Here is a 15,959-nt window from a genome sequence, read left to right as displayed (position 1 = left end):
ATAATTTAGGAATTTCTATAACTTATAAGAGGTGTTTTTATGTTTCCAGGTGGAGGAAGAATGAATCCAAGAATGATAAAACAAATGCAAAATATGATGAAAGATATGGGTATGGACGCAAAGGACGTTAAAGCGTTAAAAGTTACCATCGAATTAGAAGATAAACTATTAGTTTTTGAAAAACCAAAAGTTCAAGTAATGGATATGATGGGTAATAAGACATATTCTATAACTGGTAGGGCAAAAAAAGTTGCAAAAACTGTTGAAAAAATTGAAGATGTAGAAGTAAAATTGGACATTACAAAAGAAGACATTGAAATGGTAGTTTCACAATGTAATGTTAGCGAAGAAGAAGCTAAAAAAGTATTGGAAGAAGCTAATGGAGACATTGCAGAAGCTATATTAAAATTAGGCGAAAATTAATCAATTAAATTTATTGATTATCGATTATCGATCATTATTTGGTATATTCAATTATTCTCATAATTTGCCTTGATAATTGAATATTGTCCAAATAAATTACATAATTATCTTTAAATTTTATTTTTATAATCTGAATTTACTAACGATTTAATAATATTGTATTATATATTGTATTTGTTATTTTAGTAGTATATCTTAATAAAATATTAAGACTTTTTAATATTTTCAATAATTTATAAATATCATAATATGTTGGTGTTTCATATGGATATCGAAGGATATGTTAGGAGAAATTTAAAAAACGGTGTTTCTGAAGATAAAATAATAGATGCTGGTTTTAAGCGTGTTTTAGAGATAAAAGATGTAAATGAAGACTGGGCAAAAAAATTTGTAAGTGCCGTAATTGAAGAAGTTAAAACAACAGAAAAATACGTGGAAATCGATGACGAAGATTTAAAATATGTTTTAGGTTCAAGTATTTCCGACGTTACAATGGGTAAAATGGGTGTTGGTAGTAGAGGACAAGGTGATTTCTTTGTACACCGGGAAATAGCCCGTATAATTGGAACAACTAATCAAGAGACTGAAGTGGATAGCACTGAACAAGATGATGCTGGCGTAGTAAAAGCTGATGCAAAATATGTTGTAATGGCAGTAGATGGTACGCACTCACGTTTAAGTGATTTTCCATTTTTAGCAGGTTTCCACGTAGCAAGAGCTGCTTTAAGGGACGTTTATGTTATGGGTGCTGATGCAGTAGCTTTAATCAGTGATGTACACTTAGCAGACGATGGAGACGTTGCAAAAATCTTAGAATATACTGCAGGAATCTGTGCAGTTTCTGAAGCTATAAATGTGCCATTGGTTGCAGGTAGTACTTTAAGAGTAGGCGGTGATATGGTATTGGGCGAGCGTTTAGTAAGTTCTGTAGCTGCAATTGGTGTAATAGAAGAAGGAAAACCTACTGCGAGAAAAAGAGCCGAAGTAGGGGATGTAATTTTAATGACTAAAGGTAGTGGCGGAGGCACAATCTCCACAACAGGTTTGTATTATGGAGATTTTGATGCTATAAACCAGACTATAAACGTTGATTTCCTAAAAGCTTGTAAGGGATTGATTAAAGCAGGTTTGTTAAAAGATATTCACGTAATGACTGATGTAACTAATGGGGGTCTTAGGGGAGATGCTTATGAAATATCAAATACTGCAAATGTATCTTTACAAATTGAAAAGGAAGAAGTTTACAAATTAGTAGATGAAAAAGTATTAAAAATGCTGGAAAATCTTAATATCGACCCATTGGGAGTTTCAATAGACAGTTTATTAATTATAGCGCCAAAAGATAAAGTTGAAGAAATTAAGCAACATGCTGGTGCTGAAGTTATTGGTATTGTAGCTGAAGGAAATGTAAGTTATTTAATTGAAAATGGTGAAAAAATCCCATTAATTCCTAAGTTTAGGGAAGCTGCATATACTCCAGTTAAAAAGATAGTTGGAGAACAAAAACCTGAAAATTTCGAAGAAATGAAGTCTAAAGTCGCAAAATCCTGTGATGAAGCAATTGCTAAAAAAGATTTTGTTGTAAAAAAGTTAAAAAATAATATGAATTAAAATAATATTACTTTTTATTTTAATATATTTTATTAATTAATTGCCCCATTTATTTAATTATGGTTATTTAGTTATTTTTATTATTTTTATTATTATTTTTAGTATTATTATTATTATTATTATTATTATTTAACTATCTTTATTTTCCCATTGGTAAATCTAATTCTTTTAATAATTTACCAATATTTGCAGGTTTTACAATATTTATATCTACTTTTTTATCTTTAACAGTAATTTCCACCGTTTTCTGGTCTTCAACAGATAGTTGAACGCCCACCCCTTTTTTTTCAAGAACATCTATTAAATTAACAATCATTTCCATATCCATATCCATAATTTCACCAAATTAATTTTTGTATGCAATATATTGTTTTATTTTATTTTTTCAGATTCATATTGTTTTAAAAGTATTTCATCCCTTATTTTTTCTTTTAATTCAGGTTTTAAAAACTCTAATGCGTCATCTATGGTATTATTATTGTATACTATTTCATTAATAGCATAGGTTAATGCTACTGCATCCAACAATGATTTTTGATGAATATTTCGCCCCGTTGCACAACCTGAAGCTCCACTAATGTTTATTTGTTCAGAAAGAATTTTTAAAAACTTTTCTGGCTTTTTACTGGAACCCCCGGCACATATGACTTTGGTTCTACCTGCAGAAGCTATTGCATCTTTAAAATCTATTTCTGGCTCTTTAGACTGTGGATAATTAACTTTTACGAAATCTGCACCTATGCAGGCTCCTACCCCTGTGGCACCAGCAATTATTTTGGGTTCTTTTTCATTTCGAACAGCTTTTCCTCGTGGATATATCCAAATAACTGCTATTAATCCATTTTTATGTGCTTCGTGGATTATTCGACCTGCTTTGGATAACATTTCACTTTCGAATTCACTACCTAAATATAGTGTATATCCTACACCCCTTATATTTAGACCCGTTCTTTTTTTGAATTCTATTACGTCTGAAATATCAATCAACAAAGTGCTTAATGGGTCTTTTTGGCAACTTTCAACTAAATTAGTTTTTGAATTTAATTTTACGATATAATCTATACTTGGATAGTCTCGACCATATCTACATAATAATCCAAACTGAGTAGCAAAAGCACCTATTTTTCCGTATTTAGCAATTTTAAACAGATGTTCTGGATTGGAGTCTTCAATAGATATTCCTTCACCTTTAAAATCATTATTTAGGTGTTCTATTTTTTGGTCTCCGGCAAATATAAATAATTTACCAGTTCCTTTGGTAATTGCATTATAATTTTCAATGTATTCTGATATATTTTCTTCCCAAACGTCTAATGGGATATCTATTTTATGGGTAAGTTTTATAGGTTCTTTTGAATCGAAATTGGTGATTTTTTCACCCCTATTTCAGTTTTTATACTATTCCTTATCTAATATATTAAATTTTTTTATATCTAATTAGATATTTTCTTATTAAAAATATTTGTAATTTATTATTTAATAAACTACTGATTTAAATTTGAAATTATATTTGCAGTTTATAATTTGAATAAACTTTCTTTTTTGCATTATCATTTTATTATTTTATTATTTTATAAAATTTTGTGAACGTATATAACTCCCAATAACCAAAGTATCCCCATAACTATGGCTTCGGGTTTCCTTAAAGTGCGTTTTAGTGGATAAAGAGCTTTACAGCCCATTGGAGTTATGCAATCTCCTACAATATGGGATAAATATCCCATAAATATTGGAACTACGTAAAATGCTAAGCCGTTAAGGTTTAAAACGGGCGGTATTAAGAAGTAAAATGCTACCCAGCTTGCAACTGCAATGGATATTGTTTTTGCCAATAATTTATCGTTAGTTACCATAATTAGGGCAATGATACAAGCGATTATGGGCGATAGTATTGATAATTTGAGTACTATATAACCTAAAGCGATTGAACCAAGTATCATTGCTACGAATGTATGGGTTAATCCTCTATGGTCTGCATAGTAAGGTATTGCATAGATTACAGCCGTTAGTACTGCGGCTATAAAATAATCTAAATTAAAAAACGCTGGTTTGAACAAGTAGCTCAATATCAACAAAGCTAAGAATCCCCCTGCAATATATAGCCCCCTATTAACGATTTCTGATTTTACGTCATGGTCTAAATCTGGATATAAAGCACCTGCAACAACTAAAAAAATCTGTTCTGGAGATGATATAAAAGGTAATCCCATAATTATGCCTAAAATAACGTGCCCTTTCCAATTCATAAATAAATTCACCGTTTAACATTAATATCTATTATATATTATATTTAATATATTACTGTATGGTTATAATAATCTTTTGATTTCAACAAATAAAAATTAATATAAAAAAAATAAAAAAAAATAATGTAATGTTATAAAATATAATATATAAAAAAATTTATTTTTAAATATGGGAATTAAGCTCCCAAAAATCTTGCAGAAAAGTACAAAGTACCTATCGTACTACCCAAATTCGCCAAAGCAGCAACCATTAAAATTTTCATGGTATTTATTTCTAAAAGTTGATTAATAGTATCCACTTTGAATATATTTTGTATATCGTTAATAGATACTGGTCTATATTTCAATTCCATAGCTCCTGCAACCCATCCTGCTCCGATAAACGGGCATAAAGAAGTTAACGGGGCAGCTATAAACGCAACAATTGCAGTTATTGGTTTACCTCTTGCTATAATTACGCCCAATGCAGACAATATTCCATTTATTAACACCCATTCTATCGTCAATTGCTTCAATAGTTCGGGATTTGACGATGCAATATAAAATCCATAGAGTATAACCGCTAATATTGCAAAAGGTATTAATTTAAGTATCCATTTGAATATTTTTTTAGAAAGGGAATCTTTTTTTTTAGTTTCCATTAATTCTAAGACATTAATTGTTTTTTTATCTTCTAAGTCTTTTAAATAATTAATAATACCTTTTTTATGGCCTGCACCGATTATTGCAACGATTTTATCTCTTCCAAAGCTGTAATCATATAGATTTTTAGCCATATATTTGTCTCTTTCATCAACTAACACTGTATAAAATGTCGGTGAAGCATCTTTTAATATTTCAATTAATTCATCCGCACTCCCTATCATTTCATTAATGGTTTCTTTGTCAATTTCTATGTCTTCACTATCATTGCTATATAAGTCCGTAAATAATTTTATTTTATCTTTTAAACTCATACTATTTATTAATCTTGATAGGGTAATGTCTATAGGTCTATCCATTAGTAAAAGTGGTTTTTGAGCATTAATACTTAACGAAATAGCTTCTTTCATTTCACTACCGGGTTTTATGTCGAATTTTTCACCGATACTTTTTTGAAAATCTGCTAATATATTATGTAATAGATATTGGCTCATTTTATTATTTTTTATTGCACTCATTAAATCCATAGGCTTATCTTCTAATGGTAATTTTAGAATGTGGTAGTTTTTCAAGTTTATCGGCATTAAATCATACGATATATTTTCTTGTATTCCTGATTCATCCTGTAAATTTTCGTCGTTATCAATAATTTCTGATTCTATTTCTTCCTTAATTTTTGGGATTAGGTATGATAAAGAATTTATTCTGCCTTTCTTATCTGCTATTATCAATAATTTTTTTTCTTTAACTGCTAAATCTTCCTTATTTGATAATTCTAATAACATAACATGTTTTTTGTTATCTTTTACATCATCTATTGTTTCCACGGGCTCAAATTTATTTTGGGGTTCTAAATCGTTTGACTGTTCATTAACTGCGTTTAAAGTTTCTAATTCCTGGACTACATAAATTGATGATAATTTGTTTCCGTTTAGATTTTTTGAAAATATGGTTCCACTACGTTCCTGGAACATTTTAAAGAATCTATTCTGGTCTAGTTCAATAGCAATAATATCAGGGTTTATTTCCTTAACGGCTTTTGATACATCTTCTATACTTTTATCAGAGACGTGTGCAGTACCTATTAAATGTATTTCACATTCATTATGTCCGTTATTAATTTTAATCATAGTATCACGTGTAAATTATCTATAAAACTCTATTTTTAACTTAAATTATATTTTAAAATTATCTTCAAAGATTCCTTATCGATGATTAAATATGTACAATATAAATATGTGCTAAGATATATAAAATATAGGTTAAAAAGTATATTAGAATATTTGTATCGAAAATTAAGTTTTTAATATATGTTAATTTATAAATTTATGGTATATTATGTAATCGATAAACAATAAATTTAAAAGTATATTATTTCTTATTATTAATATTAGTTTTTATTAATATTAGTTTTGTATTAAATTAAAATATATTAATTATATAATTATATTAAATTACAAAGTATAGTTATTGTATGGCAGTTGATAGATATGGCTATAAAAGAGATTATGAAAAAACCTATTACAATTAAACAAGATGACGAGATATATGATTTGATAAAGCTATTAAGAACTCATAAAATAAGTGGCGTTCCTGTGTTAGATGCTGATAATTATTTAGTGGGTATGGTTTCTGAAAGCGATGTTATAAGAGCTTTGGTTGTTCAAGATAGTGATATAAATCTAATAGCCCCGTCACCATTGGATTTAGTAGAATTGCCTTTAAAAACAATCTTTAAAATGGACGAATACCGAAAAGAAATAAATGAAGCTTTAAAAACTAAAGTTTCGGAAATAATGACTACTGAAGTCATTTATATAACTTTAGATTCTTCAATATCTGACGCAGCTACGATAATGGCAGATAAAAAAATAAATAGATTACCTGTTGTAAATAATGGTGTTTTGGAAGGTATCATTACAAGAGGGGACTTAATGGAAGAATTAATATAATAAAATAAATTTATTATATCGTAATTTTAATATAGTAATTAATTCAAAACTCATATAAATTTGTAATTTGTATAAATAATAATATCAATATTGATATATCTACTGTAATTGGTATTTTAATAATGGAGTAGAGCATTATGAAAATAATATCCCCGTGCAGGGTACATATGGGACTTATAGACATGAATGGAAGTGTCGGGCGAATTGACGGCGGAATAGGGGCTACACTGGATTATCCAAACTGTGAAATAGTGGGTAAAGAAAGTAATGAGATAGAAATAGAATTTAGTAGCTCTATATCAAATAAAACTGCCGAAGAGGACTTAAAAGCTCTATATAATAGAATGTATACCTCTGCAAATAACATTTTAAATAAAATTGGTCAAACTGGAATATCTTTAAAATTAAAGGAAGTAATCCCTGCCCACACTGGATTAGGTAGTGGTACACAAGTTTCTCTATCCACTGGAAAATTAACTTCTTCCATATATGGTTATAATTTAGATGCGTATTCTATCGCACAATTAACTGGAAGGGGGGGAACTTCGGGTATTGGTGTTTCAGGATTTGAATATGGTGGTTTTATTGTAGATGGAGGGCATACTTTTGGAAGAAATGCTGAAAAGATAGATTATAAACCTTCTTCTGCATCAAAAAATGTTAAAACAGCACCACTTTTATTTAGGCATAATTTTGATTGGGATGTTGTATTAACAATTCCTAAAATCCCTGTCGAAGAACAAGTGGCTGATAAAAAAGAAGTGGATATCTTTAAAAAATTCTGTCCAGTACCTGAAATTGATGTAAATAGATTTTGTAGACTTGTACTTATGAAAATGATGCCTGCAATTATTGAAAATAATATGAAATCATTTGGAGAATGTATAAATGAGATACAAGGATTAGGCTTTAAAGGTGCAGAAGTACAATTGCAAAAGTCTACTTTAAAAAATCTACTTATTCATTTACAAAATATTTCATACAGTGGATTATCGAGTTTTGGGCCTACAATATATTCATTAGGTGATAAAAAAGAAATTATCGAATATTCTAATGAATTTTTTGATAGGGAAGGATTGGAAGGCGATATAATTATTTCAAAAGGTAATAATACTGGTTATAAATTAATTTAAGTATTTTACCATTTAAATTAATAATTTTTAGTTATTTTTTTAGTTATTTACTTTTTGTTTATAATTTATTTATCTATTATCTAAGTTTATTTATTTTGGATGTATCAATTTTTAAATTTTGTGCATATATCACATATATTTAAATATATGATTGTCTATAGGTACTAATCTTATAATTCAATAATATTCAAGGTGTGTATTTATGGTAATTGATTTTCAAATGATTTTTATACTGTTCTCATCGTTATTTGCTATATTAAATCCTTTTGGGGTGATACCTCCGTTTTTATCTTTAACGAGTGGTTATTCTGAATCTGAAAAAATTAAAGTAATTCAAAAATCGATGATTTCGGCATTTTTATTATTAATTGTTTCAGGAATATTGGGGAAGTACATAATAGCATTCTTTGGTATATCAATACCTGCTATACGTATTACAGGCGGTGTTTTAGTGTTTATTGTGGCTTTGGAGATTATCACAGGTAATTCTACAAAACAAAGGGCTTTAAAATCTAATCTGCCTGAACAATGTCAAGAAGTGGAAGATATTTCTGTAGTTCCCCTTACAATTCCTTTATATGCAGGACCTGGTGCTATAAGTACAATGATAGCGTTAACTGCTCAATCCGGTAGTTATATACACTTAGCTTACTTGACAATAGCTTTAATAATGTGTATTACAATATCATATATCATATTGAGATTCTCAAAAGACCTTGAAAAAAAGCTTGGAAAAGTAGGATTTAACGTTCTTACAAAGTTAATGGGTTTAATGCTAATGGCAATCGCAGTACAGATGCTTTTAGATGGAATTGGTGGATATATTGGTTTAGAAAATTCTGCAAATATTATATTTAATAATTCTTAAACATTTTATTTAATATTTTTAATAGGATTAAATATCTTCTTAATACTTTATATCTTTAATTTATATTATATCTTTAATTTTTAGCTTTATTTTTTTTCAAAAATGCTTAATTTTTCAGAAAGTTCTAATAAATTTAATATCAATTGGCTAATTTTATGTATTTTATCTAAATCTGTCTCTTTTTCGAGTAAATTACATAAAAAATCTATTTTATTATTTAATATTGCACTATATTTAATATCTTTTAGATATTTATTATCATCATTTATGCTCTTTATATTATTTTTATTTGTAGTTTTAATATTATTTTCCTCATTATTTTTACAATTTGGGCAATATTCTACCCCATTTTTTTCAAATAATGGGAAATTACATATTTTACAATGTTTACTTAACATTGTAGCACCAGACATTAATTCTTTAGATATTTTTGAAAGTTCATCGTTTTTAATGGTATCATCCCTATATTATCAATATTAATCGTTATTAGTTATTATTGCTTACTACTACTACTACTTTGAGTTTTAATTATATATTTTTAAAATCATATTTATTATATGTATAAATAATGTTTATAATATTGTGATAACGTATCGAAATTTAGTAAATAATATGTTATCCAAAGTATTTATATACTAATTCATTCAATATATGAAAAAGGATATATGGTGATAATTTGTTTTCAGACAAAATTTACAATGCTAAAAAAGCATATACATTCGACGATGTTTTATTAATACCTAATAAATCATATGTGGAGCCAAAGAATACAAGTTTAAGTACTAACTTATCAGGTGTTGAATTAAATGTGCCTGTAATCTCTGCAGCAATGGATACGGTTTCAGAAAAAGAAATGGCCATTACATTAGCAAGAAGGGGAGGAATGGCAGTAATTCATAGAAATATGACTATCGAAGAACAAGTAAAACAAGTTAGTGCCGTTAAAAGAGCTGAAAATTTGGTTGTTAGAGACGTAGTTACAGTATCGCCTGAATTAACGGTTTCTGAAGTTGAAATGATAATGTATGAAAATGAAATTAGTGGACTCCCAGTAGTGGATAAAAATAAGACTCTTTTGGGCATCATTACAACAAGAGATTTAAAATTCGTACCAGATATGAATTTAAAAGTTAAAGATGTCATGACTAAGGACGTATTGCACGCACATGAAGATACACCTTATGAAGATATATTAAACAGATTATATGAGAATAAAATCGAAAGAATGCCTATTTTGGAAAGAGAAACACGTGTATTAATGGGTATGGTTACTTTACGAGATATTTTAAAAAGAAGAAAATATCCTGAAGCAGTTAGGGACGAGGAAGGAAATTTATTAGTTGCTGCAGCATGTGGTCCAAACGATTTTGAAAGAGCAAAAGCGTTAATTGAGGCTAAAGTTGATGTAATTGCTATTGATTGTGCACACGCTCATAATATGAACGTAGTTGAAAACGTTAGGAAATTTAAAGAATTATTGACTGGAACAAAAGTTAAATTATTTGTTGGTAATGTTGCTACAAAGGAAGCAGCAGAAGATTTAATTAAAGCAGGTGCAGATGCTATCAAAGTAGGTATTGGTCCAGGTTCAATATGTACAACAAGAGTTGTTGCAGGAGTTGGGGTACCGCAATTAACTGCAGTAGCTGAAGTTGCAGACGTTGCTAAAAAATATGGAATACCGGTAATTGCAGACGGCGGTATAAAATACAGTGGAGACGTTGCAAAAGCAATTGCAGCAGGAGCTTCCGCTGTAATGTTGGGTAGTCTTTTAGCAGGTACTGACGAAGCACCGGGGCAGTTAATAACCATCAACGGCAGAAAATACAAGCAATATAGAGGAATGGGTTCATTAGGGGCTATGTGCGGTAGTTCAGGAAATGTTGCAGATAGATACTTCCAAAAAAGTGATGGAGCACATATGAAACACACTAAATTAGTTCCTGAGGGGATTGAAGGTGCAGTACCTTATAAAGGTTCAGTAAGTGATATTATATTCCAAATTGCAGGTGGTTTAAGGTCATCAATGGGATACTGCGGTTCTGAAAACATCGAGGAAATGCACGAAAAAGCAAGATTTGTTATTATCACCCAAAGCGGACAAAAAGAAAGCCACCCTCATGATGTATTAATTACAAATGAAGCACCAAATTACCCATTAAATTCAAAATAATTCTTTTTTTACTTTTTAATATTTTTTTAATATTTTTTTAATTTTAAACTTTGAGTTGTGTATAAGGATATTGTAAAAATAAACAATGTTTTAAACTTAATTAATTTAAATTATCTTAAAAATAAGATTAAAAATGAGAAAATAAGTATTTTATTATGAATATCAAAATTATTTATTTTATCATTGATTTATTCGATTTTAGCTCCGATTTTTCCTCTAATTTCGATGAATCTGCTTAGTAAATCTTTTGTAATTTCTCCAGCTTCGCCATTATTTATGATTCTACCGTCGATTTCAATAACGTGGATTAATTCAGCCGCAGTACCTGTAATAAATAACTCATCAGCAGTATATAAATCGTGAAGCGTTAAATTTTCTTCTAATACGGTATATCCTGCTTCTATTGCTAATTCTATTGCAGTATCTCTCGTAATTCCTCTTAAAACACTTGTGGATACAGGAGGGGTTCTTATAATTCCATTTTTAACAACAAATACATTATCTCCGGTTCCTTCTGCAACATATCCATTTCTATCTAATAAGAAGGCTTCATTAACTCCTGCAGCATTTGCTTGTATTTTTGCAAGAATACTGTTTAAATAATTCAAAGATTTAACAGCAGGGTTTAATACATCTACAGGTAATCTTCTTATTCCTGAAACAATAGTTTTTATACCTTGGTCGCCTAATAGTGGATTCATAGGTTCGGCAATACAGAATATGGTAGGTTTTAGACATTTTCTTGGGTCTAATCCTAAATCCCCTACGCCTCTCGTAACTACGAGTCTTATATATGCATCATTTAGTTCGTTTATTTTTACAGTGTCTATTACTACTTTAGACATTTCTTCTCTACTAATATCAATTTTTATATCTAATGAGATAGCTGATTCATATAATCTATCAATGTGCTCTTTTAATTTAAATATAACTCCTTCATAAGCTCGTATTCCTTCAAATACTCCATCACCATATAATAAACCATGGTCATATACTGAAACTTTCGCATCTTCTTTATTAACGAATTCTCCATTCACGTAAATTTTCATAAATTCACCAACATTGATATATTTTTATTTTAAGGATATTTCAATATTATTTATTGATATTATAATAAATTAGTTTATTATTATGTGTTATTCTATTTATATATTTATTTGCATATATAAATAAATAATAATTTTTTTATTTTAAGTTAATTGGTTATTCATTCAATCTATCTATTCAATCTATTTACCTAATTATCTAAATGATTTACTTTATTTTTTATTTATTTTACAAAGGGTATTTACTAAATTATCAAGATGTTCAAATTCAAGGTGTGGCATAATCACAATTCTAAGTGCATTGGTGCATCTACAGACTGAAACATATAATCCTTTTTCCTTTAGTTTTTTACAGGTTTCTTTTGCATTATCATCTTTAATCGCAATAATGTTTAATACTGGTTCAATAACTGTTTCGAAACCGTTTTCTCTTAATTTATTCGTTAAATAGGTAGTTTTTTCCATACATTCGTGTGTTATTTTAGCGTACCCATCTTTACATAGTAATTTTAAGAGTCCCCATGTTGTAGCGGCCCCTACTCCGGTACGAGTACCTAATATAGTTGCTTGCAAAGTTTCAGTTAAATAAGGGGCCTCTATATCCAAATATTTTTTATATTCTCTGTTTCTGAAGATTATACCGCCTGCAGAAATTGGTGATAATCCCATTTTGTGGGGGTCTATTGTAATGGTTTTTACGCCATCGAGACTAAAATCAAACTCGTAGTTATAATTTTTAAGTTTATATTTTTCTTCTAAGAATGGAATTACAAAACCACCAAATGCAGCATCTACGTGAAGGGGAATGTCATTAGTATAAGCTATTTTGGATAATTCCTTTATATTATCGATAGTTCCCAATTCAGTACATCCTGCAATTCCTACAATACCTGAAATAGAATTTTCACCATTTTTAGATATCGTATCTTCTACATAATCCTTTACCCATTTTACATTTGACGTATAGTATTCGGTTAATGGAGGTCGTATTAAGTCTAAATTCATCATATCTTTTGATTTATCAAACGAAAAGTGGGCAGTTTCAGGTATTATAATTTTTGAAGAATCTTCTCTATTTTTTTTATTTCCATATTTTTTATTTTTAAAATTTGCCTTCGAAATATTATTAAATAATCTCATAGCGGTTATATTGGCTTCTGTACCTCCCGATATAATATATCCAAAGGCATTAGGATTATGTAATAATTTGCCAATCATTTGTATGGATTCTTCTTCTAATTTTTTGGTACCTATAAATAATCCAGGGTCTCCCAAATTAGTTTCATAGAACATTTTTATGATTTCAAGCGTTATTGGATGTGGTTTTGTACACATGGACCCAAATATATTTCCTTTTTCATATTTTAAGTCTAAATCTCTGTATTCTTTTAATTTTGATAATATTTCTTTACTTTTATCCATTATGACACCAATAATATAATTAATATTGTTATTAATATTTTTATAATATTTTTATTAATTCTTAAAAAATAACAAATATTATGTTAGCATAACTATTATATATAAAATTATTCGAATTTTTGTTAAAATAATAATACAAGCTCCATACTACAGTTGTAATAACATAACAAATATAAAAATAATAAATGATAATTAAAAATAATTCATAAAATAATAATAAAATAATAAAATAGTTAACTTTAGCAAACTCTCGGGATTGGGTCCCCAATAGGGGTATCAACAACTCTTCTGCCCACTAAAGTTTCCATAATAACACCTTTATGTTCGGATGTTACTTCCCCAACTATTTTGGCATTTTTACCTAACGGATGATTTTTTATGATTTCAAGAGCTTTTTCGGCATCTTTTTTAGGTATTGCCATAACAACTTTTCCCTCATTCGCAACAGTAAGGGGGTCGATACCCAAAGCTTCAGATATGAAGTTAACTTCCTCACTCAATGGAATTTGGTCCTCTTGCAAAGTAATTCCTAAACCGCTTTTTTCAGCCATTTCATTCAATGAATCTGCAAGACCCCCTCTTGTAGGGTCTTTCATTGCATTAATTGTAATTCCTTCATTTAATACGGACTGAATTAATCCATTAACTGGTGCAACGTCTGATTTTAAGTTAGATTCTAAATCAAACCCTTCTCTACTTAAAAGTATTGTTAAACCGTGTTCTGCAAGGTTTCCAGTTACGATAATTGAATCGCCTTCTTTCATTCCTTTATCTCGAACTGCTTTTCCTTTTTCAACAATTCCAATACCTGCAGATGATATAATAATATCCGAAACATTAGAAACTTTAGTATCTCCAGTAATGACTGCAACACCTGCTTCTTCACAAGCTTTATTTATTGAATCCATAATTTCCTTTAATTTATCTATATCAAAGCCTTCTGGTAATACAAAGGACATTGAAAGAGCTAAAGGTTTTGCACCCATAACGGATAGGTCGTTAACCGTACCACATACTGAAATTCTACCAATATCCCCGCCTTTAAAAAATATGGGGTCTACTGTATGCCCATCAACTGTAAAAACAATTTCATTGTCTCCAATAGGTATTGTAGAACCATCATCTAAATCTTGAAGACCAATGCCTCCATTGACTTGAGTATTTGTTAAACTACCTAATATTACATCCCCTATTAAATTTTGCATTACTTTACCGCCAGCACCGTGCATTCGTGTAATTTTCACAAAACCAACTCCATTAAATTCTCAATATAAATCTATAAGTCATAACTATGTTAAATTTACATAATAATGTTTTTTAGAGTTATGTATTTCTACTATAATATTGTTATTATTTTAATTTTTAATAGTAAACTATTTATCATATAATATACCAATTATTCATATTAGGAAATAATATAGTACTTTAAGGGATATATTAAAATATATTTTTCTTATAAGAATATTAAATATTAATAGAAAATTCTTTATATATTCTATTAAATAATATTTTAATATGATACAATTAATTTTTAAAAATTAAGTATACAGACACGGGTGATAATCTATGGAATCCTTTTCATTTTTAAAAATACCAACCCATAACGGTTTAACAATGATAATAGACAAAGGTCAAAGTCCTGAGTATGTAGAACACAGTATGAGAGTTTTTGGAAAATATATATCTTGTGCTAAATTTGGCTGGGGGACTTCTGCAGTTCAATCTGAAGAAATTATAATGGAAAAAATAGAAATATATAAGAAATACGGCGTAAAACCATATCCTGGAGGTACTTTATTTGAATATGCCTTTAAAGAGGATAAATTTGAGGAATTTTTAACCTATTGTAAAAAATTGGGTTTCGAATGTGTAGAGATATCCGACGGTTCAATGGATATCGATTTTAGTTCAAAATGTGAATGTATCAGAAAAGCAAAAGAATTTGGTTTTATCGTTTTATCTGAAATTGGTAAAAAAAGCATTGAGGAAGATGCAAAAATTCCAATTTCTGAAAAAATAAAAAATTTAAAATTGGAACTTGAGTCAGGTTCTGATTTTGTAATATTGGAGGGTCGTGAAGGGGGTAAATCCATTGGTTTATATGACGAAAAAGGCAATTTAAAACAAGATGACCTCAATGAAATTGTTAATTCGGACATTGATTTTAAAAAATTAATTTTTGAAGCCCCTCTTAAAAATCAGCAAATTGAATTTATAATGAGATTTGGAAATAGTGTAAATTTGGGGAATATTGCATTTGATGAAGTTATTTCCTTAGAAACACTCAGAAGAGGATTAAGGGGCGACACTTTTGGAAAAATCCCTAAATAATTAATTAATCGCTAATTAGTTAATCAATAATTACATAATTATTTAAAATTCAATAAAATGTTTATTTAATATTATTTCTAATATGTACTCTATAATTATGAAACATAAATGG

Annotated in this window: 15 protein-coding genes; 7 read left to right on the top strand and 8 right to left on the bottom strand. The window is 28.8% G+C overall.

The features are described 5' to 3' along the window. Nucleotides 1-39: 39 nt before the first annotated feature. Both J3E06_RS02435 and J3E06_RS02430 read left to right on the top strand, forming a co-directional pair. The gene (locus tag J3E06_RS02435; protein ID WP_013180728.1) at nucleotides 40-423 is read left to right on the top strand and encodes a nascent polypeptide-associated complex protein; all 384 of its coding nucleotides are present in this window, start codon (nucleotides 40-42) and stop codon (nucleotides 421-423) included. A gap of 264 nt (nucleotides 424-687) precedes the next feature. After that, nucleotides 688-2,034 (top strand): AIR synthase related protein, encoded by a 1,347-nt coding sequence (locus J3E06_RS02430; RefSeq protein ID WP_013180727.1) that lies wholly within the window; start codon nucleotides 688-690, stop codon nucleotides 2,032-2,034. 139 nt (nucleotides 2,035-2,173) lie between these two features. On the opposite strand, the gene J3E06_RS02425 is transcribed toward J3E06_RS02430, so the two are convergent. From J3E06_RS02425 to J3E06_RS02410, 4 genes are all read right to left on the bottom strand, one after another. After that, complete coding sequence (locus J3E06_RS02425) at nucleotides 2,174-2,362, bottom strand: hypothetical protein (RefSeq protein ID WP_048187594.1); 189 nt, start codon at nucleotides 2,360-2,362, stop codon at nucleotides 2,174-2,176. A gap of 44 nt (nucleotides 2,363-2,406) precedes the next feature. Then, a complete protein-coding gene (locus J3E06_RS02420; RefSeq protein WP_013180725.1) occupies nucleotides 2,407-3,405 on the bottom strand; it encodes an aldolase in 999 nt (332 codons plus the stop codon). Between the two features lie 200 nt (nucleotides 3,406-3,605). Next, nucleotides 3,606-4,280, bottom strand: coding sequence for a metal-dependent hydrolase (locus J3E06_RS02415; protein WP_013180724.1), 675 nt, complete (start codon nucleotides 4,278-4,280; stop codon nucleotides 3,606-3,608). Nucleotides 4,281-4,456: 176 nt separating this feature from the next. After that, nucleotides 4,457-6,052 carry a TraB family protein gene (locus J3E06_RS02410; protein ID WP_013180723.1) on the bottom strand — a complete coding sequence of 532 codons (1,596 nt, stop codon included), beginning with the start codon at nucleotides 6,050-6,052 and terminating at the stop codon, nucleotides 4,457-4,459. Nucleotides 6,053-6,412: 360 nt separating this feature from the next. Here J3E06_RS02410 and J3E06_RS02405 point away from each other — a divergent pair, with 360 nt between their 5' ends. From J3E06_RS02405 to J3E06_RS02395, 3 genes are all read left to right on the top strand, one after another. Beyond that, on the top strand, nucleotides 6,413-6,874 hold the full coding sequence (locus J3E06_RS02405; protein ID WP_013180722.1) for a CBS domain-containing protein: 462 nt from the start codon (nucleotides 6,413-6,415) through the stop codon (nucleotides 6,872-6,874). A gap of 137 nt (nucleotides 6,875-7,011) precedes the next feature. Next, a complete protein-coding gene (locus J3E06_RS02400) occupies nucleotides 7,012-8,007 on the top strand; it encodes a beta-ribofuranosylaminobenzene 5'-phosphate synthase (RefSeq protein WP_013180721.1) in 996 nt (331 codons plus the stop codon). A gap of 202 nt (nucleotides 8,008-8,209) precedes the next feature. After that, the gene (locus J3E06_RS02395) at nucleotides 8,210-8,875 is read left to right on the top strand and encodes a MarC family protein (protein WP_013180720.1); all 666 of its coding nucleotides are present in this window, start codon (nucleotides 8,210-8,212) and stop codon (nucleotides 8,873-8,875) included. Nucleotides 8,876-8,961: 86 nt separating this feature from the next. On the opposite strand, the gene J3E06_RS02390 is transcribed toward J3E06_RS02395, so the two are convergent. Next, the gene (locus tag J3E06_RS02390; protein ID WP_052297123.1) at nucleotides 8,962-9,273 is read right to left on the bottom strand and encodes an Sjogren's syndrome/scleroderma autoantigen 1 family protein; all 312 of its coding nucleotides are present in this window, start codon (nucleotides 9,271-9,273) and stop codon (nucleotides 8,962-8,964) included. Between the two features lie 278 nt (nucleotides 9,274-9,551). Between J3E06_RS02390 and guaB the strand changes: the two genes are divergently transcribed. Further along, nucleotides 9,552-11,048 (top strand): IMP dehydrogenase, encoded by a 1,497-nt coding sequence (guaB, locus tag J3E06_RS02385; RefSeq protein WP_013180718.1) that lies wholly within the window; start codon nucleotides 9,552-9,554, stop codon nucleotides 11,046-11,048. A gap of 188 nt (nucleotides 11,049-11,236) precedes the next feature. On the opposite strand, the gene ilvE is transcribed toward guaB, so the two are convergent. The 3 genes from ilvE to hypE form a co-directional block, all read right to left on the bottom strand. Further along, entirely contained in the window at nucleotides 11,237-12,097 is an 861-nt protein-coding gene (gene ilvE / locus J3E06_RS02380; RefSeq protein WP_013180717.1) for a branched-chain-amino-acid transaminase, read from the bottom strand. A 210-nt stretch (nucleotides 12,098-12,307) separates the two neighbouring features. Further along, the gene (gene mfnA, locus J3E06_RS02375) at nucleotides 12,308-13,516 is read right to left on the bottom strand and encodes a tyrosine decarboxylase MfnA (RefSeq protein ID WP_013180716.1); all 1,209 of its coding nucleotides are present in this window, start codon (nucleotides 13,514-13,516) and stop codon (nucleotides 12,308-12,310) included. Nucleotides 13,517-13,755: 239 nt separating this feature from the next. Then, entirely contained in the window at nucleotides 13,756-14,760 is a 1,005-nt protein-coding gene (gene hypE, locus J3E06_RS02370) for a hydrogenase expression/formation protein HypE (protein ID WP_013180715.1), read from the bottom strand. A gap of 322 nt (nucleotides 14,761-15,082) precedes the next feature. Here hypE and comA point away from each other — a divergent pair, with 322 nt between their 5' ends. Next, nucleotides 15,083-15,847 carry a phosphosulfolactate synthase gene (gene comA, locus J3E06_RS02365; protein ID WP_013180714.1) on the top strand — a complete coding sequence of 255 codons (765 nt, stop codon included), beginning with the start codon at nucleotides 15,083-15,085 and terminating at the stop codon, nucleotides 15,845-15,847. Nucleotides 15,848-15,959: the final 112 nt, after the last annotated feature.

Origin of the sequence: Methanococcus voltae (assembly GCF_024807655.1) — an archaeon.
GTDB lineage: Archaea > AGJL01 > Methanococci > Methanococcales > Methanococcaceae > Methanococcus > Methanococcus voltae_D.
The sequence above is the reverse complement of the archived record's forward strand: the minus strand, read 5'-3'. Positions and strand labels throughout refer to the sequence as shown.